Source organism: Lacticaseibacillus salsurivasis (assembly GCF_036246225.1).
Lineage (GTDB): Bacteria > Bacillota > Bacilli > Lactobacillales > Lactobacillaceae > Lacticaseibacillus > Lacticaseibacillus salsurivasis.
In genome coordinates this window covers 13,361-35,374 of sequence record NZ_BTTP01000014.1, presented here as the reverse complement: position 1 = coordinate 35,374, position 22,014 = coordinate 13,361, and the positions used below count along the sequence as shown (strand labels likewise).

At 53.2% G+C, this 22,014-nt stretch carries 21 protein-coding genes; 10 read left to right on the top strand and 11 right to left on the bottom strand.

The genetic code is table 11. The features are described from left to right. Positions 1 to 118: 118 nt before the first annotated feature. From AAA927_RS09630 to AAA927_RS09620, 3 genes are read right to left on the bottom strand one after another with little or no spacing between them, the layout of a single operon-like run. Entirely contained in the window at positions 119 to 1,378 is a 1,260-nt protein-coding gene (locus AAA927_RS09630; RefSeq protein ID WP_338217676.1) for an MFS transporter, read from the bottom strand. A 15-nt stretch (positions 1,379 to 1,393) separates the two neighbouring features. Then, complete coding sequence (locus AAA927_RS09625) at positions 1,394 to 2,152, bottom strand: LiaF transmembrane domain-containing protein (RefSeq protein WP_338217675.1); 759 nt, start codon at positions 2,150 to 2,152, stop codon at positions 1,394 to 1,396. Between the two features lies 1 nt (position 2,153). Further along, on the bottom strand, positions 2,154 to 2,597 hold the full coding sequence (locus AAA927_RS09620) for a LytTR family DNA-binding domain-containing protein (protein ID WP_338217674.1): 444 nt from the start codon (positions 2,595 to 2,597) through the stop codon (positions 2,154 to 2,156). 270 nt (positions 2,598 to 2,867) lie between these two features. On the opposite strand from AAA927_RS09620, the gene AAA927_RS09615 reads away from it, so the two are divergent. The 7 genes from AAA927_RS09615 to AAA927_RS09585 all read left to right on the top strand — a co-directional run bounded on the left by AAA927_RS09615 (position 2,868) and on the right by AAA927_RS09585 (position 14,518). Continuing rightward, positions 2,868 to 3,659, top strand: coding sequence for a transporter substrate-binding domain-containing protein (locus AAA927_RS09615; protein ID WP_338217673.1), 792 nt, complete (start codon positions 2,868 to 2,870; stop codon positions 3,657 to 3,659). A gap of 414 nt (positions 3,660 to 4,073) precedes the next feature. Continuing rightward, positions 4,074 to 5,240, top strand: a complete 1,167-nt coding sequence (locus tag AAA927_RS09610) for an RNA-guided endonuclease InsQ/TnpB family protein (RefSeq protein ID WP_338217672.1) — start codon at positions 4,074 to 4,076, stop codon at positions 5,238 to 5,240. Between the two features lie 188 nt (positions 5,241 to 5,428). Continuing rightward, positions 5,429 to 6,130, top strand: coding sequence for an amino acid ABC transporter permease (locus AAA927_RS09605; RefSeq protein WP_338217671.1), 702 nt, complete (start codon positions 5,429 to 5,431; stop codon positions 6,128 to 6,130). A gap of 210 nt (positions 6,131 to 6,340) precedes the next feature. Then, positions 6,341 to 12,982, top strand: a complete 6,642-nt coding sequence (locus tag AAA927_RS09600; protein WP_338217670.1) for a mucin-binding protein — start codon at positions 6,341 to 6,343, stop codon at positions 12,980 to 12,982. A 363-nt stretch (positions 12,983 to 13,345) separates the two neighbouring features. Then, positions 13,346 to 13,702: an iron-sulfur cluster biosynthesis family protein gene (locus AAA927_RS09595; protein ID WP_204117895.1), complete on the top strand. Its 357-nt coding sequence runs from the start codon at positions 13,346 to 13,348 to the stop codon at positions 13,700 to 13,702. A gap of 79 nt (positions 13,703 to 13,781) precedes the next feature. Continuing rightward, positions 13,782 to 14,201, top strand: coding sequence for a GNAT family N-acetyltransferase (locus AAA927_RS09590; RefSeq protein WP_125580391.1), 420 nt, complete (start codon positions 13,782 to 13,784; stop codon positions 14,199 to 14,201). 23 nt (positions 14,202 to 14,224) lie between these two features. Continuing rightward, on the top strand, positions 14,225 to 14,518 hold the full coding sequence (locus tag AAA927_RS09585; protein ID WP_125580389.1) for a hypothetical protein: 294 nt from the start codon (positions 14,225 to 14,227) through the stop codon (positions 14,516 to 14,518). A 53-nt stretch (positions 14,519 to 14,571) separates the two neighbouring features. Here AAA927_RS09585 and AAA927_RS09580 read toward each other — a convergent pair whose 3' ends face one another. After that, complete coding sequence (locus AAA927_RS09580; RefSeq protein WP_338217669.1) at positions 14,572 to 15,591, bottom strand: alcohol dehydrogenase catalytic domain-containing protein; 1,020 nt, start codon at positions 15,589 to 15,591, stop codon at positions 14,572 to 14,574. Between the two features lie 116 nt (positions 15,592 to 15,707). Between AAA927_RS09580 and AAA927_RS09575 the strand changes: the two genes are divergently transcribed. Then, the gene (locus tag AAA927_RS09575) at positions 15,708 to 16,142 is read left to right on the top strand and encodes a hypothetical protein (RefSeq protein ID WP_338217668.1); all 435 of its coding nucleotides are present in this window, start codon (positions 15,708 to 15,710) and stop codon (positions 16,140 to 16,142) included. Positions 16,143 to 16,179: 37 nt separating this feature from the next. Here AAA927_RS09575 and AAA927_RS09570 read toward each other — a convergent pair whose 3' ends face one another. Both AAA927_RS09570 and AAA927_RS09565 read right to left on the bottom strand, forming a co-directional pair. Continuing rightward, complete coding sequence (locus AAA927_RS09570; RefSeq protein WP_125582188.1) at positions 16,180 to 16,650, bottom strand: hypothetical protein; 471 nt, start codon at positions 16,648 to 16,650, stop codon at positions 16,180 to 16,182. After that, positions 16,647 to 17,810: an AI-2E family transporter gene (locus AAA927_RS09565; protein ID WP_338217667.1), complete on the bottom strand. Its 1,164-nt coding sequence runs from the start codon at positions 17,808 to 17,810 to the stop codon at positions 16,647 to 16,649. Before AAA927_RS09565 ends, AAA927_RS09570 begins: the two co-directional genes overlap by 4 nt. 252 nt (positions 17,811 to 18,062) lie before the next feature. Between AAA927_RS09565 and AAA927_RS09560 the strand changes: the two genes are divergently transcribed. Together AAA927_RS09560 and lexA are read left to right on the top strand one after the other, a co-directional pair. Then, the gene (locus tag AAA927_RS09560) at positions 18,063 to 18,257 is read left to right on the top strand and encodes a hypothetical protein (protein ID WP_338217666.1); all 195 of its coding nucleotides are present in this window, start codon (positions 18,063 to 18,065) and stop codon (positions 18,255 to 18,257) included. A 135-nt stretch (positions 18,258 to 18,392) separates the two neighbouring features. After that, the gene (gene lexA, locus AAA927_RS09555) at positions 18,393 to 19,019 is read left to right on the top strand and encodes a transcriptional repressor LexA (RefSeq protein WP_338217665.1); all 627 of its coding nucleotides are present in this window, start codon (positions 18,393 to 18,395) and stop codon (positions 19,017 to 19,019) included. A gap of 42 nt (positions 19,020 to 19,061) precedes the next feature. Here the strand turns inward: lexA and AAA927_RS09550 are convergent, their stop codons facing one another. From AAA927_RS09550 to AAA927_RS09530, 5 genes are all read right to left on the bottom strand, one after another. Further along, on the bottom strand, positions 19,062 to 20,006 hold the full coding sequence (locus tag AAA927_RS09550; protein WP_338217664.1) for an AEC family transporter: 945 nt from the start codon (positions 20,004 to 20,006) through the stop codon (positions 19,062 to 19,064). A 51-nt stretch (positions 20,007 to 20,057) separates the two neighbouring features. Then, positions 20,058 to 20,600 carry a 5-formyltetrahydrofolate cyclo-ligase gene (locus AAA927_RS09545; RefSeq protein ID WP_338217663.1) on the bottom strand — a complete coding sequence of 181 codons (543 nt, stop codon included), beginning with the start codon at positions 20,598 to 20,600 and terminating at the stop codon, positions 20,058 to 20,060. Then, entirely contained in the window at positions 20,593 to 20,958 is a 366-nt protein-coding gene (locus AAA927_RS09540) for a DUF488 domain-containing protein (protein ID WP_338217662.1), read from the bottom strand. Before AAA927_RS09540 ends, AAA927_RS09545 begins: the two co-directional genes overlap by 8 nt. Positions 20,959 to 21,282: 324 nt before the next feature. Beyond that, positions 21,283 to 21,543 (bottom strand): helix-turn-helix domain-containing protein, encoded by a 261-nt coding sequence (locus AAA927_RS09535; RefSeq protein WP_338217661.1) that lies wholly within the window; start codon positions 21,541 to 21,543, stop codon positions 21,283 to 21,285. Continuing rightward, positions 21,543 to 21,911 carry a type II toxin-antitoxin system RelE/ParE family toxin gene (locus tag AAA927_RS09530; RefSeq protein WP_338217660.1) on the bottom strand — a complete coding sequence of 123 codons (369 nt, stop codon included), beginning with the start codon at positions 21,909 to 21,911 and terminating at the stop codon, positions 21,543 to 21,545. The genes AAA927_RS09535 and AAA927_RS09530 overlap by 1 nt, the downstream gene beginning before the upstream one ends. Between the last annotated feature and the right edge of the window lie 103 nt (positions 21,912 to 22,014).

Below are 22,014 nucleotides of genomic sequence, written 5' to 3'. Positions count from 1 at the left end.
TGCTGAGGCTAAGCACTCCGGCGTTGGCCCCCCCGGAGCGCACCTTGACTGAAATCGAAAGACAATCAAAATGGCACCGCCTCACATTCGAGGCGGTGCCATTTTCGTCGAGGCGGAACTAAGCTTTGACCAGATTCTCTGGCCGGTTAAGCAACTGCTGCTGGGCAATGATTCCAGCAAAGGTTGCCGTGATCAAAATCAGTACTGCGCCGGCGCCGAGGAAAATTTGGGCGGCGGGGACGTGATCGAACAACCCACCGAAGAACACCACACCAATTGGTGAGAGCAAAGTGCTGATGGCCATGTCCAAGGCAAAGACCCGGCCTTGCATCTTGTGGGGGATGATTTGCTGCATGAAGGTGTTCAGTGGCGTGTTGACGAAGACGATCACGGCGCCATTGAGGAGGCTTTGGGTGAAGTAGATGACCGTCATGACCGGCTTGGAGAAGCCGAGCAACGGCGGCAGCCCTGTCGTCATAAAGATGACCGAGAGCAGGGCAATATTGAGAAAGGACACCGTGACCGGGTGGCGCTTGAGTTTGACCGCCGCTAGCAAAAGACCACCGAGGAACATCCCAACGGCAAAGCCGGAATCGATGAAGCCGTATTGGCGATCAGACAGCTTGAGCGTTTGAATCAGCAGGTAGGGCAGGCCTACGTTGATGGCAGCGAACACCAAATTTATGACCGCGCCAGAGGTGGTGAGTACCAGCAGGAGCTTCTGATGGAGCAGGAACTGAAAGCCACCTTTGAAGTTCGTCCACAGCGAGGTTTTGGTTTGTTCGGCTTCTTCGGCCTGCGCGGCGGCGGAGAACTTTAAGCCGAGAATGGCAACCAATGCCACCAGCTCAAAGCCGATTTCAATGTAGGCAAACACGTTGATTGGCACCAGCGTGTAGACGAAGGCGCCGAGCAGCGGGGCCAAGAAGGTCGCTAGCGAGGTGATGGACTGGTTCAGGGAGTTGACGCGCTGCAGTTCATCGCCTTCAAAAAGTTGGACTAGGCTGGCGGTTAACGTGGTACTCAGAAAGTTGTCGGTAATCTGTAAAATGATGATGAGGACGATCAGTTCGGGATAGTACGCCTGGGGCCAGAGCTGAAAACTGAGGCCGAACAGTAGTAGGCCGATACTGGTGGCAATTTGGGCCAAAATCATGACCCGGCGATGGGCAAAGGTGTCCACTACGTAGCCAACGAAGGGCATCATCACCAGCGCCACCAGGGGACCGGAAATCATGCTGACGCCCATGCTCAGCGCCGAGCCGGTGCGATGGAGAATATACAGGCCAATGGCAAAGGACAGCATGCCACTGCCAAAAGTGCCGGCGAATTTGAGTACCAACATGCGAATAAGTTGAGGAGAACGCGTTTTGGCCATGATTGGCCTCCTTCATTAGATGTAGTGCACCGTGACGTCACCGACATGGAAGTTGCCGGTTAACAAGACCTCCGGCCCTGATGGCACCGGCGTTTCGCCTTTTTCGGAGTAATCGACGGCAAAAGTCGGGAGCTTAGGTTGTAGATTCCATTCTTTTGGAATATACAAATCAACATCGCCGATTTGACCCAGCAATTCAATCGTTGCAGGTTCGGTGGTGATTTGCGCCTTGTCGAAGTAGACTTTGACATCGCCCATATTGACGCGAATGCGGGCGTGGCGGAAGTCGGTGGTATTCACGTAGCGGACGGCGCTACCCATGCGGACACTAACCTCGAAATTGGTTGGAGAATCGTCTTCTTGATACGTTTCTTTGATCTCTTTGTTGGCTTTGTGCCAGTCGCCGAGTGAGTAGCTGGTATCGTTGACGACCAAGGTGCCATGATGTTCGTGCTTGGGCTTGAGTGGACGGAAGATGAGTTCTAGCCCGATGCTAATCAGCGCTGCCGCCCCGAGCAGCGTCCAAGGTACAAGCCGCTCAATCCCCAGCGGCTGGGCAAAGAGAATGCCGAGAAAACTCAGGCTGAACGTCATGCCGACGAAGCTGAGGCTGGCGAGGCTTTTGAGGAAAGCCGCAACCAAAATCATGCCCCATACGAGTGGCCAAAACGAAATATTGATGGTGAACATACCTAGTTGCGCAGTGACCAGCACGCCGGCGCACACCAAGAAGAACAAGCCCCAGAACCAGTTATGCCAATTATATTTTTTCATATTAAAGTCCTCTCATTTCGTCTAGACGTTCCGTCAACTGCTTGTAGTAGCGGCGCGAAGCGTAAATCTGTTTGTGCGTCCCGCCAAAGCTGACCAAACAGTTGGACAGCGAGCGGTTCAAGGCGCTGACGGCGAGTAAATTGATAATCGTCGATTTGCTGACTTGTAAAAAAGTGCCGGGTAAGCGGGCGGCTAGGGTGTAAAGCCGCTCTTTGCTGAGGTAGAGATCATCTTTGGTATGGACTTGCAACTGGCGGTCCTCGGTTTCAATAAAAATTATCGCTGATAATGGCAAGTAGCTTTCTTTGGCCCCTTGATACACCGCCAAGGTCGCCTCGGTTGCATCTAGCTGAGCCTTTAGTTTAGCGGCGAGCTTCGGATCGTTGCTGCGAATAATGACTTCTGGTTCTACCCAGCGCGGATCTTGTTCGAATTTAATTTTCATGCTGTCCGCGCTCCTTTCTGATGACAAGCTTTATTAGACCATTAAAATTCGCTAAGGAAAACACTTTGGCCGTAAGTGGTCAAATATTCGCCTCAACCGGTCGTCTTATAGTGTATGGCAGGTGGTAGCTGTCATCAATCAACCACGGCTTGAGTTGAGAAGGTGAGGCGGTTCTCATCAAACCATGAGAATCAGGAGAAATGATTCGATTACGAAAAGTAAGCAGTGTATAATAGGTAGTACTGATTTTCAGAAACGGGGGAGAATAATATGAAAAAATGGTTACTTGCTTTGACCAGTCTGGTGCTCTTGGGGGCCCTGGCCGCATGCGGCAGCAAACCCGCCAGCAAGGATACAGGTAGTGACATGAAGCTCGTCACCCCGAAGACCTTGACCATCGGCCTGGAAGGTACCTACCAGCCGTATAGCTACCATGAAAACGGCAAGCTCACCGGCTTTGAAGTGGAACTGGGCAAAAAGATTGCCGCAGAACTCAATTTGAAGCCGAAGTTCGTGGAGACCAAGTGGGATTCGCTGATTGCGGGCCTGGACGTTAACAAGTATGATCTGATTTTGAACAACGTCGCTAAGACGCCAGAACGCGCAGCGAAGTATCGCTTCACGGCGCCTTATACCTCAGGCAAGTCGCAGCTGGCGGTCAAAAAAGACAACACTACGATCAAGTCGATTACCGATATCAAAGGTAAGAAAATGGCCCAAAGCGTGACCTCGAACAATGCCGCCAACGTCAAGAAAATGGGCGGTGTGATTGTGCCAGTTGAAGGCTTTGCCCAGTCCGTGACCTTGATTGAACAAGGCCGTGCAGAAGGTACGGTGAACGAAGCCGCCGCCTTTTATTCCTATTTTAAGCAAAAGCCAAATGCTGATATCAAATTAATCAGCGTCGGCAATGCCTTCAAGGCCAACCCAGCGCGCGGCTTGCTGCGTAAGGATGAAGGCACGCTGCAGAAAAAGGTGACCCAGGCCATCGAAAAGTTGCGCAAGAACGGCCAGTTAGGTCAATTATCTAAGAAATATTTTGGTAGTGATATTACCAAGTAATTAGAACGCAGAACCAAGGAGGCTCAAACTGCAATCAACAATGTCGAATTACGTGTAACAGTAAGGTACAACGAGGACGCAATAATTTAGTGGAAGGCGTCCTCATGCTTAAACCAACCGGATCCCTGAATACACCACTGTCGTCATCTTTCCGTCTCTTTGCGTAATTTAAATGTGAGGGGAAGCGGACGGAGCGTTGCTCACGGTTTGCACGATGGATTTCTTTCCTTGTTTTGGCCTGGTTGGTTCGAGTAAATCGCCAGTACTTCTTTTAGCTCTCCCCCCAAAAGGACAGAGATGTCAGACTTCATCGGTGCCATTCGCGTTTTCGGCCGTCGCTGTAAGCAGGACTGAGGCGGAAAAAGCGAATGAAACTGAGGTGGTCTCATCTTACGACGAGTGGGGGTGAAGCGAATGATTAAAACACACAAAATCAAAATCTATCCTAATGCAACGATGCGCCAAGTCTTGACTAGTCTGTTCAATTACCGGCGTTATTGCTATAACCAAGCGTTAGAAACTTGGAACGAAATGTACGATGCATCAATCATTCTTGATGATCCTTTATCTCGGCCTAATGAGCGTAAGGTGCGCAATGAGTTGGTGGCGAATAAGCAAGATTGGCAATACCTGCAATCTGCCCGTGTACTCCAGCTAGCAGTTAGTGACATAGCCAAGGCTTGGCAGAACTATTTCAACCCGAAGATGCCAAACCATGCCAAGCCGCGATTCAAATCAAAAAAGCGTTCAAAAAACGGCTTTAAGACGGATCGCGCCAAAGTGGTTAACGGCCGCTTGCGCCTTGATCGACCGCGCGGTGGCCAGGCTTGGTATGACATCAGATTGGCTGAAAAACCGCGGTGGCAAGGTGAGCTCAAGCTTGTTACGGTAGTTGAAGAAGTGGAAGGGTATTATGCCTGCTTGTCGATTGATGTCACAGAGAGAATCATTGAGAAGCACGGTCATCAGGTGACAGGTGTTGATGCCAATATCGCTCGGTTTGATTACAAAGATGTCGGTGGCTATCAAGCAATCAACACTTTGCCTCAACGGCTGCTTGACTTATATCAGCGCATCACCGCCTATCAACGACAGCTAGCACGTAAACGGCTGGCGAATCCAAAGAATTTTCGGTCCAATAATTACCGCGCAACGAGAACCAAGTTGAAGCGGGATTATCAGAAAGTAACGCGAATTCAAGCGGATTTGCTCAATAAGTTTACAACTAAGCTAGTTTCTGAGAATGACGTGATTGCCATTGAAGACTTGGATAATCTGCACATGAAGATGAACAAGCATCTGGCGAAGAACCTTCAGCGCTCGTTGTTTGGTCAATTCAAGCAGATGATGGCGTACAAGTGCGTGTGGACTGGAACAAAGTTGGTTTTGGTTGACCGCTTCTATCCGAGCACGCAGCGTTGCTCACGCTGTGGCTATATCAAGACTGGCGATGAGAAGATTGGCCTCAATGGCAATCGAAAGCATCATACCGGTCACAATGACTATGTGTGTTATCAATGCGGGGCAGTGATGCGCCGTGATGAAAATGCGATTGAGAACTTGATTCAATACGCAAGTTAATCATTCAGGGTATGGCTAGTACCTTACAGTTCAAGAGTTGGTCAATGTCGCAAAGGTTGAAACCTGAGCGGGAACACCAATGTTGACGGGACTAAGTGAAATGTCGGATGTTAATCAAGAAAGGAAATATATAAACCTTTATTGGTGTCAAAGAGACATTCTTCCACATTTTATATAGCAGGCTATTTATGAGTGCATGGCAAATTGTGACCAAATCACTACCTGATTTACTGGTAGCGATGTTGAAATACACAATCCCGATTACCCTGATTTCATTTGTGTTAGGGCTGATTTTGGCAGTACTCGTCGCCTTGGTGCGGATTTCGCCATCGCGCAAGCCACTGATGAAAGGCCTGAAGGGGCTGAGCTGGTTTTACGTGTGGGTTTTCCGGGGCACGCCGCTCTTGGTTCAATTGTTCCTGATCTTCTTCGGCTTGCCTTACCTCAAGGTCAATGGCGCCCCCATCGTTGAATTGAACGCTTGGACCGCCGGGATTCTGACTTTTGCCTTGAATACCGGCGCTTATGCCTCAGAAACCATCCGCGCGGCGATTTTGTCGGTGCCAGATACGCAGTGGGAAGCGGCACGCGCATTAGGAATGAAAAAATCTTTGATTTTACGCCTCGTGGTTTTCCCGCAGGCGCTGCGCATTGCCCTGCCGCCACTGTCCAACAGCTTTATTAGCTTGATTAAAGATACGAGTTTGGCGAGCGGCATTACCATCATCGAAATGTTCCAAGTCAGCCAGCAATTCGCTGCGCTGTACTACAATCCGTTGGTGTCCTACAGCCTGGTCGCCTTTCTGTACTTGATGCTGACCACCGTGCTGACAGCCGTTCAAGCCTGGCTCGAGAAACGCACCAGCCGATATCTCATTCAAACGGCTTGATGGCGATCACAAGTTTAAACTGAATTAGAACAGTCAAAAAAGCACTGCCGCGCTTCCCTAGCAAGCTCACGGCGGTGCTTTTTTGCCCTCTTAACAAATTCAATTATTAATAATAGAATTTGTCAAAATTGACGTTTCAATAGATGGCGATGATGTTAGGATAACCTTGAATCTATGTATGTAGAACAGATTAGAGCTGGGGGGATTACGATGCAACATCGTTCATATCGGCAACTAAATCAAGCACTCACGGAAAAAAAGGAACATTTTCGCATGTATAAGGTTGGCAAGGTCTGGCTGACCGCCGGGGTTAGTCTACTGTTTGTCAGCTTACTTAGTGCGGCGCCGCAATTAACCGTCAAGGCGGATACCGCCAGTGACGCGCCGCAAACAACCGCCACCACGCAAAATGCGCAAACGGCTTCAAGCACCACGCCGACGGCCACGCCCGCAGCGGCGACGGTTGCGATTCAGGCCAAAACCATCACTGTCGGGACCGACTTGGCGCAGGTGGTGATGCCGGTCCAAGTTGATGGCCTGACGGCTCCGACCTGGACGGCCAAGGACTTTGACGACACGCAAGTTGAGGCTGACCAAGCTGGTACGTACCGTGTCAAATTAAGCGCCCAAGGGCTGGCTGACCTGAAGGCCGCTAATCCTGGCGTGGATGTGACTACTGCGACGGTGACCTCTGGCACCCTGACCGTGCAGGCGGCCCCAGCAGTCGCCACCCCCGCGGCGACCCCGACCACAACCAGCTCGGCAAAAGCAGCCGCGGCGACTAACCCCAAAGCCACCACCGCCAAGCTCAGCGCTGACACGCCGGACCCGCAAGCGGCGACTGCTGCCGCTGGCACGCCAACGACCAGCAACGCCTATGCCAATGTGACCACCTCCACCGATACGATTGGTTACGGTAGTGGTGCCACGACCCTGGTGGTGAACTTCTCGATGAACGCAGTGGCAGGGGATACTTTCACCATCACGATTCCTGCTGGCGGGGCGGTCATTGATAATGCTGAAAATGCCAAAGTCACCACCCTGACGGCCGCGCAAGGTACCACCACGCGGTCGACCGCTAAAGATGGTTCGCTGGTGGTGACCAATCACTTCATAGCGGCTGGCAGTTACCAACAAGCCATTACCATGGCGCTTAAGAGTACTTACAATGGCCAAGCCTCCCCAGCCCCTGACATTGGCACAACGACCCAGACCGGCTCCTATACTAAAAATGATGTCCAGCAAGGTACCTTCTCGCTTACCCAGATTGTGAACCCACAGGCTAAGCCAACCGCCCCAACGCGGGTTAATCCGCAAACTGGTGACGTCGCGGCGGTTTTGCCCAACCAAAATTATGTCTATGAATTTCGGGTGAATGAAAACACCGGGGTTGACACGCAGGATCGCTATTACTCTGCACTGATCAATTCAGGGGTTAATTATGGCACCACAATCACTTTGCCGGTGCCGACCGGATTCACGCTGAATGAAGCCTTAACGAAACAAATCAATGGCTTTACCGATGGCACCACTATCACGCAGCCTGGGGGCAAAGGCAATGCCATCATCATCACGGCTCCTAAAGGCGCCGGCCTGCAGAGCTGGCAAAATCCGCGGGGCTACTTGTTAGTCGGCGCTTACGACATCACTCAAGCGGCGGCAACATCGACGCTCACTGCCAGCGGTGCCGCCACTGTGGTGCAACAACATAGTGACGATCCCACTGATACCGTGACCTACACGGCTAATGCCGCTTGGACCGAGCAACTGCTGGGCGCGAATGAGACCGGCGAGGCTGCGGCCAAGGTCACCGTGAATGGCAATAGTTCGAGTACGCCAGAACAGCTGGTGTTGGATCAAGATACCAGCAATGATCCGGCCAACCTGGGCCGTTTTTCCTTTACTTATCAGGCACCAGCCGCAGCTAAAGATCTCACGATTACAGCTACGATTCCTAACGGCTTGGCGGTTAATCAGGTGAAGGTACCAACCCTTCAGTACTCGACTAAGGGCTATCTGCCGGATACCACCAGTTATGCTTATACCTTGACCTTGCAAGATGGCACCACTGAAACTGGCACCGTGGCGGCCGGCGGCACCATTACCAGCAGTGGCGTGATTCGCCAATTAGTGCTGCAGCCCAATACGATTGAAGCCGGCGCGACGGTGGGCGACTTTACGCTGATGGGCCATTTAGCGGCGACTTATGATGATGGCGCCGCTGTTAAAGTAGGTGATCAACTTAAGACGCAAGTGACGGTCGCGCAAAATGGGGCGACAATCGGTAGCGCCAATTTCACGCAAACGGTCAAAGAGCCGTTCGCTTTCGCTGGTGGCCAAGTGCGGCAAGACGATAAATCGGCTGGGGCCATCGGTGGCATCATGCAGCTGGCCGGGTCTGGTGACTATCCGCATACCGCGAATACTGTTTTCGAGCCCATCTTGTACTTTGTGTTGCCCAAAGATACTAGTATCGAAAATATGGCCACTAATCTCACCACGGCTGATGATAAACAGGGCCTCACCACTACGCCTGGCCACCCGACCGTCACGCAATTCAAGGCGGACGATGGCCGGACCGTGGTCGAATTCGATTACACTGGCACCGGCGAGTCGGTCAACACCACGACTTACGGTACTGGCGGCTATATTACCCTTCGCAACCTGGCTGATGCGTTAGCCGGGACCAGCGACGGTGAAATTTATATGACCTCGCCGACCACCACGATTCAGCCCCATATGTATTTGGGTAAGGTCACCGACCTGTCATTAACGGCTGGGGATGCCAATGCGGTGTTGCTCGACAAGCAGCCTTGGTCGATCACCACGGTTTCCTCAGTTTACGGGGCCGCTTCGGCGCAAGGTGATGAGGCGAACCCAACGGATAATGCTAGTCTGGCCAGCACCAGCACCAAGCCGCTCACGTTCTATGTGACGTTAGCCAACACCACTGGTATCGCCAACGGTCCGGTGGGGATGGCAGTTAATTTACCAGTGACAGGCCAAAATGGCTCAACCTACACCTTTAATCTCACGGACCCAGTGACCTTACCGGCTGGAATCACCGGCACAGTGTATTACAGCACAAACCAGGCCGATCTGAGCAAGGAACAGACTAAGATGGACTTGACCGGGTACGTGACCGCCGACCAAGTCACCGACTGGTCCGCGATTCGCTCGGTTTACATTGCTGTCGACACGTTGGCGCCAAACTCTTCGACGGGGCGGCTCGCGCTGGTCGGCGCTACCAGCTTACCGGTCAGCGAAGAGATTGGGACCGAGGGTTATTTGCAAACCGGCTTCTTCGCGCAATCCTTGGCGGTGATGGCCCAGCAACAAGCGGCTTCGATTAAGATTACCCGCGAAAGCAATTTAACGACTCGGGTGCACTATGTTGATGCCAACGGTCAAGACCAGTACATCATTTTGCCTGATCTTAAGCAAAATCTGGCCGAAAAGACGGATCGGGTCTTCGCCAACTTGCCAACGACTGCCGCCGCTCTATCCGCCGCGGATCAGGCACTCTTACCGCAGGGGTACAAGTTCGTCGACAATAAAATCACCTTGTATGCCAAAGATGGTAAAACTAAGCTGGCCACTTTGGCTGATAATCCCGCCGTTTTGATGAGTGCTGAGGCGGAGGATGGCTACCTGCAGTACGAGCTGCAGCCACTTTCGACCCAATTAACGGTGCAATATGTTGACACCATCACCGGTGGCATTGTGAAGACCGATGCAATTAAGGGCAACGTTGGTGACACGGGTGAGTATACAGTTCAGGTGCCTGCTCACTATGTGCTTGCGGCTGGAGAAACCGCAACTCGGGTGTACGCGTTGACTGCCGATGGGGCAGCGACCTTGACGATTAAGCTCAGCCATGAGATTACTCATGGTAGCGTGACGACCACCCGCACTATTCATTACGTGATGGGTGGTACCAATCAAAGCAAAGCCCCAGCCGCCACCATTCAGACGGTGGCATGGCTGACTTCAACGGACCAGCTGACCGGTGAGACGATTGCCACGCCGCAAGCAGGCTATGCCGCTGCGGTCAGCCCAATCGTGACGGGGTACAAGCCAGATACGCTAGCAGTCGCCAAGCAAAAACTTGTCGCCATCACCCAAACACCCACCAACAGCGATGTCACGGTGACCTATACCCCCAATGACGCCAAGCTAGTGGTGCAGTACGTGGATGATGTGAATGGCCAAGAAGTGAAGTTCACGCCATATTTGGGCAAAGTCGATGAGGCGTTGACCTACACGGCTGACTTCACCGGGCTCACCGGCTATCGCTTAGCAGACGGTCAAGCGGCGCAAGGCACGATGACGCTGACGGCAGATGAGGCGCAGAACATTGCCGTCATTCACCTCACCCATGAGCTGACCTATGGCCGGGCCACCACGACCCGGACCATCACTTATCACATCGCGGGTGATGACCAAAGCAAAGCGCCCAAGGCCGTGACGCAAATTGCCAGCTGGCTGACCACAACCGATCAAGTGACCGGCGTCACCGTCGCCACCCCACAAAATGGTTACGGCGCGGTGGTAAGTCCAACCGTGAAGGGCTACACTCCAAATCCTACTGCAATCGCCCAGTTAGGCTTGGCCGTGACGACTGATGCACCGAAGAACACTGAAGCCACCGTGCTTTACACGCCAGATCCTGCTTTACTGAAGGTGCATTATGTCGATGATGTGACAGGCGATGAGGTCAAGCAACAAACGCTTCTTGGTCAAACCGATGGCACCATCACCTACCAGGCTGACCTGAGCGGCCTCAAGGGTTACCGGTTAGCGGATGGGCAAGCGGCAGGTGGGGTCTACCAAGTGCTCGCACCAACTGGCGAGGTGAAAGTTCACCTGACGCATGAGGTCAATGACGGCACACTGCAGACGACCCGCACTATCCAGTACGTGATTGCCGGCACCGACCAAAGCAAGGTGCCAGCGCCAATCACGCAAACCGTCACCTGGCACACCACGACAGACGAAGTAACCGGGGAAACCGTGGCCACCCCGCAAGCAGGTTACCCTGAAGTGGCCAGCCCGACGGTGGCGGGCTACACCGCTGACACGCCGGCAGTCGCCTGGCAGGCGCTGCGAGCAACCACTAAGCGGCCCGGTGATAGCACGGTGATGGTGACCTACACCCCGAACGATGCGACCTTGACGCTGACTTATCTTGATGATGTGACCGGCAAGGAGGTCTTGACAGGGACGGTGGCCGGGACGACGGATGCTGTCGTCAGCTACACCGCGGACTTGACGCACTTAACCGGGTACCGGTTGGCTGATGGCCAAACCGCGCAAGGCACGGTGCACCTCCCAGCTGGTGGCACCACCGTGGTGATTCACCTGACGCATCAGCTGGCGTATGGTCAGACCACGACAACGCGGACCATCACTTACCAAATGGCTGGCGGTGATCCAAGCAAGGCGCCAGCGCCAGTCGTGCAGACGGTGCTCTGGCACACAACGACGGACAAGGTGACCGGTGAAACGGTGGCCACCCCGCAAAGCGGTTATTTGACTGTTACCAGTCCCACCGTTAGCGGCTACACCCCAGATCATGCGCAAGTCGCGCAACTGGGCTTAGGGGCCACCACGACCCCAATCAATGCCACAGCCACGGTGATTTATTCACCGAATCCAGCACTTTTGACCATCAACTATGTCGATGATGTCACCGGGCAAACGGTCAAAACCCAATCGTACCCTGGCAGCATCGATGAAAGCATTAGCTATGCGGCGGACCTCGCTGGCCTGACCGGTTATCAGCTGGCTGAGGGGCAACCTGCACATTGCACGTATCAGTTCAATGCCGCCTCCGGCACTGTGACCATTCACCTGACCCACCAGGTGAACCATGGTGCGACAACCACGACGCGCACCATCATTTACCAAATGGCCGGCGGTGACCCAAGCAAGGCGCCAGCGCCAGTCGTGCAGACCGTGCAGTGGCTAACCACCACGGATGGTGCAGCCGGCCACACCGTAGCTACGCCGCAGTCAGGCTATGCCGCGGTGGTGACGCCTACGCTAACCGGCTACACCGCAGACCTTGAGCAGGTCGCGCCATTGAACTTGGCGCCGACCAGTGCGCCGACTGCGACCACAGTTCATGTCACGTATACGCCGAATGCGGCAACGCTGACGGTGAATTACGTCGATGACGTCACTGGTGAAACAGTCAAAACACAAGCCTACGCTGGCGTGACCGATGAACCGGTCACTTATCAGGCCGACTTGAGCGGGTTAACCGGCTACCGGCTGGTTGACGGGCAAGCCTCGCAGGCGACCGCGCAGTTAGCCGCAGGGCCCAACGCCGCGACCGTCCACCTGACCCACAAACTGACGTATGGCACCGTGACCACGACGCGGACTATCCTGTATCACATGGCGGGCGCCGACCAAAGCAAGGCGCCGCAAGCGGTGATCCAAACGGTCACCTGGAAAACCGTGACCGATGACATCACGGGTGAGACCGTGGCCACGCCTCAAGGAGGCTATGCCGCAGTCACCTCACCGATGCTTGCCGGGTATACAGCCGACCCTAAGCAGGTAGCTCAGCAAGGGTTAGCTGCTACCACTTTGGTACCGGCTAATGTCACAGTGCTGGTCACCTACACAGCAACGCCAGCGGCGCAGGCTGATGGCACCAAACCGGCAGTGAAGGGACAAACGTCTTCACTAAAGCAGCCGCTAGTTGCCGGTCTCACTGCCAAGCAAGCTAAGGCCCTACCTAAGACCGGCGACGCAGATGCTTCCGTGCTCACGGTCAGCGGCCTTGCCGTGCTGGGTCTGCTGCTTGGGCTGAGGGGCTGGCGGAAACGGGAAAATCGCTAACTGCCTTACCGCGAGACTAAAATACCGGCTCATCAGCGCTTGACGGCGCCGGTGAGCCGGTTTTTTTGCCAAAAAAATGGCCGTCGCTGGGTGGGCGACGGTCAAGTAAGGATTGACCCACCGGCTGGGCGGCCGGTGAGTGATTTTTACTTTGGAGGAGTAAAAATGAAAAAGTTGGGTATGGGTATGGAAATGAGTGGGTAGCTCATTTCTATGGTTCCTAATGTAATCCTTGAATGTGAAGAAAGTATGACGAAATGGGCCGATAATTTGAAAAAATACTTAAGCCTTGCAAAAGTGGTTCAAAGCACATCGATTGCACTTTGGCGGCAAAACGATTACCGTGTGAGCGGAGGTGAGAACATGGAAATTCAGTTTGATGAGGCATCGCAGGCGAAGCTCAAGGGTCACTTGGGACCGGATAAAAAGCTGCTGCTGACTTTCGAAGATGGAGTGGGGCAGTACTCTCAGCATGCCATGATACACATGATGGTGCAGTTTACGATTAACGTGGTGGCGCAGGCGGCGCCGACTGAGGGGTACAACACCACCATCGAGTCGAACTTGGGCCCGATTTTGATCAAAGACTACTCGACGGAAGACCTGGATCCGCACATGACAGTACGCTTTAATCCCACGCTCAATACCATGAGTCTGAACGGAGATGGCGGCGTCATCGATAGTGCGCTGGGGTTCATCGACTTCACGGCCCGCGCGTAATTCACGCTTAAAAAAGCGCTTGTGTTCAATTCCCATTGCGTTAAAATCATTCTGGTAACTACATTCGGGGGTTGGACTTGTGAATTATACGTTTGAATCGGCATTGACCATTCATGAAATTAAAGCACTTTATGGCGCAGTGGGCATGACGCATTACCTCAAAGATGCCGCGGAAACCGCACGGGGCATTGCGAACTCCACTTTGCTCACTGCCCGTGATGGGGACAAGTTGGTGGGGCTGATCCGCGGGGTCTCTGACATGCACACCATTGTTTTTATTCAGGATTTGTTGGTGCTGCCGGACTATCAGCATCAAGGCATCGGTCGCGAACTGCTGAGCGAATTCGATGATTACTTCAAGCAGGTTGATCGCATTGTGGTGGTCACCGACAATGCGGCCTTAAGTGCTTTTTACACGGCCGCCGGGTTTATCCCTGGCGATCAGTCGCAAGCGACCACCTTCGTGCGGCCGCGGCGGCTGCTGGAACCCAAGTATTAATTTTGGTTGAGGGAGGTCAACTCATGGAACCAACAGAAAGTGTCCTGCGCACGCAAAAAGCGGAAGGCGCAGATCTCATTATGGAAAAAGGCTATGTCACCGAACGCGATGAGCCGATGATGATGGACGCCGCCTGGTGTCATGAGTTGCTCGCCCAAATCAACGATGAGCTGCGGCTGCGCACGCTGAAAGAGCGCGCCGTGCTCAAGCTGTTCAATTACTACATGGGGCCAGGCAGCATTATCTATGATCCCCAGCGCCTAACTGCCGATCAGGCAAAGGCCACGCTGCAGAAGGCACTGGGCTTTACCAAATAGACGAAAAGAGCCACATCAACTTCACCGTTGATGTGGCCCTTTTCGTCTACTTGCTAAGCTTCAAACGGCCCGGTGAGCACAATCTTGCCGACCTGATGGCCCGAGGTGAGCTGCGTCAGCCCTTGCTTCAACGTGGCGACCGAAATGGGCTGCAAGGTCGTGGTGGCACTGGCGTCAAGCAGGTTAGCCGCGGCCAAGGCTGCCAGCTGTGATAGGATGTGGCCCTGACTGGCGGTATTGAAATCATAGTCCGTTTTGGCAAACATGAATTCAAAGTCCAAACTGGCGGCTTTACCCTTCAGCGCCGTGACGTCCAGTGGCCCTTGCGGCGTGACCAAGGCGCCGACATGGCCGAAGGGGGCGACGACCTGACTGGCGAGGGCCAGGTAGGGTTCGGTGGCGTACAAAATTGCGACGCCATCAAATGCGGGCTGGGCGGCAAGCGTGGCCGCTAAATCCTGATGATAGTCTAGCGGTTGATCCACGCCATGCTGCCTTAGCCATTCAAAGTTTCGCGGACTGGCGGTAGCACTGACCGTCAAGCCGGCCCAATGTGCCAGTTGGCTGAGCATGGAGCCGACCCCGCCGGCCCCATTGATAATCAGCAGACGCTGGCCTTGATTGGCGAAGGCCTCGGCGTGAAAACCCATTTTTTCAAACAATAACTCCCAAGCGGTCAGTCCCACCAGCGGCAGGGCCGCAGCAGTTTGATCAGACAACCCGGCCGGCACAGCGGCAATCAACGCCGCCGCAACCGCCTGATACTGCTGCCAGCTGCCGGGGCGCTTGGTAGTACCGGCGTACATGACCCGCTGGCCCACCGTAAACTCGGTAACGGCAGGGCCACAAGCCACAATTTCACCGGTAGCATCGTAACCGAAAACCCGAGGCGTCTTTTGCTTGGGCAGACTGGCGCGCATTTTTTCGTCCACTGGATTCAGAGAAATCGCCTGCACTTTGACGACCACATCAGTAGGCGCTGGTGTCGGCATCGGTAGCGATACTGCGACGAGGCTCTCAGCGTCTTCCAAGGGGCGGCCTTCATAGGCAGCAAAAGCAAGATTATTGGACATCGAATCGACCTTTCTATCGGGCAGCCGGCAAACATTCTCGGCCACATTCTTGACTCACTATGTCTATGGTAACTGTTTTCTGCTAAAATGGAAAAAACGAGAAAGAAGGCTTCTTGATGCCAGGCAAGCACGAAAGCACAGAAAAAAAACATACCACGTGGTGGATCAACGGAATCTTACTGGTGTTCGGCGCGCTGTTCACGGGGTTTGCTTGGTACGCCACTAATCCCAAAACCTTGGTGGCTCAAGTTAGCACTGTCAGCTTCGGCTTTGGCTTGGTGGTCCTGATTGGCCTCTTGGCTTATCTTGACGATCGGCCATTCACTCGCTTCGGCCGCTTTGCGGTGGATCTGCTGGTGGGCCTAGCGATTGTGGTCTTGATGTACGTCTTCATGATTGGCATCACGGTGTATTGGCAAGTGATGGCCATTGCCGGTGGCATCGTGTTGCTGCTGGCGGCGTTGTTCGCCATTCGCAAACCCGTCAAAGCTAAGCCCCATCGGCTGACCCGGGATATTGATGAACCAGAAGATGAAACGCCAATTGAATAAACCCAAAAAAATTCCGAGTCAATCGACTCGGAATTTTTTATTGGACTTGTTGGATTTTGATTTCGATGGCTTCAGGCACCCGCGGCCGCAACACGTTGAACAGGGTCTGCAGATCTGAGCGGAAGGTCAAGCGGATGTAGCGCCGCGGTGAGATCCCGAAAACCCCGACCACGAGGCTTTGGCCGTTCGGCAGGGTGAGGGGCGTCAAGGTGACCCCGACCAGCTTGGTGTAGGGCACGACGCGGGCAAAAATGCCAACATTAATCAGGCGCGTGGGCGTGAGACCGGTGCTGCCGGACATCACGGTGAGCGTGATGAAGGCGGCGATGAAGACAATGTACCAGATATTGGCAATGCCAGTGGTTAAAAACCAAAAGCCCAGCACCACTGCCATGAACAGTTGAAAGGTGCTGTATGAAGCCCGAAAGTCGATGCGACTTTGCCAAAACAGATAGTAGCCGCTCAAGGCGAGCAGGGCGACGTCAAGTAAAATTAGGAATCCATTCATTTTTCAGGGCCAACTTTCTGTGTGATGGTTTGCGGCGATTCTTTCGGGTACAAGCCAGAGACTTGTTGATACCAGCGGAACAGCCTCGTTACAATGATCTTAAGCACTGCGAAGCCGGGGATGCCGAGAATCACGCCGAGCAAACCGAACATGTTACCAGCAGTAAGCAGCACCACGACAATGGTGATCGGGTGCATCTCTAGTTTACTCCCCATGACAAATGGTGAAATTAACTGGGTTTCCAGCAGCCATTCGACGAAGAATACGATGATGACCGCGATGAACATTTTAGGGCCTTGAATAGCGCCCATCACCAGTGCTGGAATCATGGCCACCGCAGAGCCGAAGTACGGAATCAAATTGAGCGGCCCGGCCAGCAACCCGAAAATCAACCCATAACGCAGGCCGATCACCGTGTAACCGAGCATAAAAATCATCGCGACAGCCATGGCGACGGTTAACTGCCCTTGCACGTAAGAGCCGACTTTGAGGTTCATTTCATGGAGCATATCGCCAATGCCCCGGCGCTGGCGGGTTGGCACGAGCTGGAGAATCATCGGGGTAAACTTGTTGCCTTCTTTAAGCATGAAGAACAGGACGATCGGGGCCGTGGCAATGGTGACGACGACATTGCCCACCGCGCCGACAATGCTACTCAATGAATTCAAGGTGCCAGAGAGAATAGTGGAACCACGGTTGGACAGCCAGGACTTGATCTCATTGGCGAATTGGTTGATGTCTGATTGCGAGAAGATGTTTTGCTTATCATTGAGATCAGTGAACCACTTGAGGCCGCTTTCCCAATAACTCGGCCAGGCCGCCACGAAGCTGCGCACCTGGGCCTCGATTGGCGGTACCACCCGCACAATCGCTAGGACAATCAGGCCAATCACCACGACGAAGACCAGCAGAATGGCGAGCATGCGTTTCAACCCGCGCTTTTCCAGCCAATTCACGATGGGATTGAGCATGTAGAACAAGATCCCAGCCAAAATGAACGGCGGCGCGATGATGCCAAGAAAGTTCACGGCTGGTTGCAGCAGCCAAGCGACTTTGGTGAAGATCCACACCGCTAGCAGCGTCAGCACCAAATCGAAAATCACCACAGCGAATTTACTATCTAAGAACCGGTGATAGAACCAAGAATTTTTCTTTTCCATTCCGGCTTCCTCCCTCTTGCTTATCAGTTTTATCATACCGAAAAAGCGGCGTGAAAGCGAATAGGACGCGGGACTGATTTTATCCGCCTTTCCCCTTGATGAATCTTTACATTACTGCTGTTGTTTGTATCGAAGAAACGCTAAATCCCCACTTCCCGGCTTTAAGTGTAAATTGTTAGATACAATAACTTTACAAAAGCCGAGGTTTCGGTATAATAGGGAGTATCAAATCTCGCGGGGGAGGGAAACACAATGTCACTGAAGATGTTAAAGTGGAGTTTACGGGCACTGACCGTGCTGACTGTCGTTTTGCTGTTCACCAATGCTGCTGCAATCGGCATCGGTCTGATGGCAGTCGATCTGATTGTCGGCGGTCTGTATCTCATGCATAAGTCGGCGTGCGACCGCCGCCAAATGCACCATTTAAGCTTAATGCACCGGCTGTAAAAGTCGGAAGCCGTTGCCAAAATTGGCAGCGGCTTTTTTGTTGGCACAGAATGCCGATATGACGCGATTTTTCCCTTGCAAACACGCGTTCGCACTGTTATGATGAAAGAAACTAATGAGCGGAGGCGGACGGCGATGCCATCCCAAGCAAGTCAGAAACGTTGGAAACAGATCCTGCAAACCATTTACGAATCAATCGATGGCCGCGGTTATCCGCCGACGGTGCGCGAAATTGGCAAGGCCGTGGGCTTGAGTTCCTCAAGTACCGTGGCGGCTTATTTGGAAAAGCTGCTGGCGGAAGGCTACATTGCCAAGGACCCGGCTAAGCCGCGGACGCTGGAAATCACCAAGGCTGGCCGGGAATACATTGGGGTCGGCGAAAGCGGCATCCCGATTCTCGGGACCGTCGCCGCTGGGGTGCCGATTACCGCCATTCAAAACGTCGATGACTATTTCCCGGTGCCGGATGACATTCCGTATCCTGCCGACGAACTTTTCATGTTGCGGGTGCAAGGGAATTCGATGATCAAGATTGGTATTTTGAATGGCGACCAGATCATTGTCAAAAAGCAGGAAACCGCCGAAAATGGCCAGATTGTGGTGGCCATGACGGCGGAAGACGAGGCCACCGTCAAGCGGTTCTATAAGGAGCCTGGCCGCGTACGGCTGCATCCTGAAAACGACATGATGACGGACATGTTCTTCGATGATGTCACGATTTTAGGCGTGGTCGTCAGCTTGTACCGCCCAGCGCTCATTTAAAGCCAAATTAAAAAGGCCGCATTTGCGGCCTTTTTGCGTGGACTAAAGTTGTTGGACCAGCGTCATCAGAATCGGAATCACCACAATCGAAAATAATGTGGTGGCAGACACGGTGATGGCTGCATTACTGCTATCGGCACCGTAGAGCTTCGCGACCACTGGGGCGTTGGTCATGACCGGCATCGCGGATTGCAGAATGAAGACTTGTTTCATCAGGAGCGGCACTGGTGCGAACACGACTAGGGCATACATAATCAGGGGTGCAAAGATAAACCGACCGCTGAAGACGCCGAGCAGTTCCTTGTTGATGCGGATGTTTTTGAGTCCCGCTTGGTGCATGGCAATGCCGATGAAAAACATGGAGCCGGGAATCGTCAAGTCACCGACATAAGTAAGGGTGGCGGTGAGAAAACTTGGCAGTTGCACCCCAAGCAGTACCAGCACCACCCCGACCATAAAGCCCAGCAGCGGCGGTGAGAAAACTTTGCCTAAGGTCTGGCGCCAATCGAAGTGGGCGGCTTGCTGGCCGTCTTTTTGAATCAGGTACACCCCTACGGTCCAGAAAATGGTGGTGTTGGCCATGTAGTAAACCAGCACATAAGGCAGACTTTTCGGCCCGAACAAGGCCATGTTCACCGGCAGGCCAATGAACACCGTGTTGGAATTGAAAAACATCGACTTGAACAACCCGCGTCGTGCGCGCGGCACGGCCAAGGCCTTGGCCACCCCAAACGATAAGCCGAACAAAATGGCCATCGACAGCACGGGAAAACGCAGGTCCGGTAGCAGGCGAGCTAGTTCGCGGGCGGTGAAGCGACCACAAATGGTTTCGACCATATAGGCTGGCAGCGCCACTTGGGTCACGACTTTCGCAATGATGCGACTGGAGCGGTCATCGAACCAGCCGCGAGCCGTGAGCGCGTAGCCGAGCGCCACCAGAATCAGAATTTCACTCACGCCACCTAAACTTGATAAAAATGCAGTCAACCAGAAGACTCCTTTGATGTAAAACCGGCCCTGTGGTAGCGGCCGGCGGGTTTAAAGCTGAATTAAGGTCTGAATCGGAATATCAAATGATTCGACTGGCCACTGCGGCGTTGCGAAGGCCATCACACTTGGCACTAAGGCGACGGTGGGGCCTGCATACTGGGCCAAAAACCGATCATAGTAGCCGCCGCCAAAGCCAATGCGGTAATGGTCTTTCAGGCTAAACCCGATCCCAGGGACAATCATGAGGTCAGGGTTTTGGTTGACCAACGCCGCATCATAAGGCGGCTCCGCCAGTCCGAATTTGCTCGTGATCCGGCCGGCAGGGCCAGGGTCCGGTAAAAAGGCCATTTGCCGTTTGGGCATCACCCGCGCCAGCAGAATCTGCTTACCGGCCTGTTGTGCGGCGGCCATCAGTGGCGCCGTGGCCACTTCCAGCGGGGAGCTGACAGTGGTGGCAATCGTCTGGGCTTGTTGCCACAGTGCGGTGGCCATGAGCTTGCTCAGCAAAGCAGCGCTTTCGGCTTGCGTTTGCGCTGCGGCCGCTTTGAGCCGAGCGATTTGGCCAGGGCGGAAGTCATTTTTGTCAGGCATTGGCGAGCTTCTCCTTCAGGTAGGCGGTGAGGACCACCGCATTGTTGTGCGCTTCATCTTTCGCGCCGAACAGCAGGAGCACCGGCTGCTTGGCCGCCTGCGCCTTGACTACAGCGATTAACGCTGGCGTATCAGGATTGGCGTCGAGCTCAGCGGTGTAGCGTTGCTGGAATTCAGGAAACTTCTCGGGATCATGCCCAAACCATTTGCGTAATTCAGTGGAGGGGGCAATGGTCTTGGCCCAGTCGTCGAGGCGGGCATTGACCTTGCTGATGCCGCGCGGCCAGACCCGATCCACCAATAAGCGAAACCCTTCAGGCTGTTCGTGACTATAAATCCGAACCGGAATAATCGTCATGTTTTTCCCTTCTTTCTGAAAATACCTTACCCCTTGATTAAAGGCGCTTCAGCCATGAACGTCAAGTCAGGGCGATGAAAATTGACATGCGGGGATGGCGCAATAATGGATCGTCGTTCGCTTACAGTGTTTGCGATTGCCGATTTAGCTTGAGCCGCATCATTAAAAATAGTTTTCAGTCTGCCTGCGCATGTTATGCTGGCGTCCTGATTGGCCTAAAAATCCCATTTCTCCAGGGTATGGATACCCTGAACAAATGGGATTAAGTGTTGGCTGCGCTTACGGTTCTATTCTTCTCGACGATCTTTTAAATCTAATCTGTTTTTAGGCGGTGATTAACAGCTTCAATTTTAGGCCAAGGCCTGCTGCATAGCGATTAAGCGTGCTCAGAGATGGAACAGAGTCCAACCGCTCAATTTTGGCCAGTTGCGGCTGTTTCATGCCAATTCGTTCAGCAAGATCATGCTGAGACAGTCCCTGACGAATTCTCTCTGCATAGAGAGATGCCATTGCATCGACCACATCAAGTTCGGCCGCTGGCATAACCGCATCCATTTTCTTTTCAAAATTCTTCCATGTTGCCATCAGACCCGCCCCTTTCTAGAAAGCCAATCGTTTAACAAGTTCAGCGCATGTGCCACTTCTCGTGAATCTGTTTTATTTTGACGCTTCGTATAATGACTCAAAATAACGTAGCGGTCCTTATCCCAAAAAGCGAAGAAGACTCGTTCAGGCATAGGCCGGAGCTCAAATAGTTTTTGCTTATATCCTTTTAGCTCTTTAACCTGAGGCTCACGTAATGCAGGACCAAGCACTTCCAACAATCTCATCTGGTAACGTATCTTTTTCAAGATAATTGCGTCTTTCTTTTCGTTACTTTCGAGTAGCCCATCAAGGTAGGCTTCAAACTCGCTATAGCCATCCTTGTCCTCGTAGAAGTCGATTTCGTACATAAACCGAGGTTCACCTCTTAACACGTTTGCTATATCAATAAATTAACACGATTGCTATATAGATGCAATAGCAATCGTGTTAAGACATCGAATGTGGGTTTGC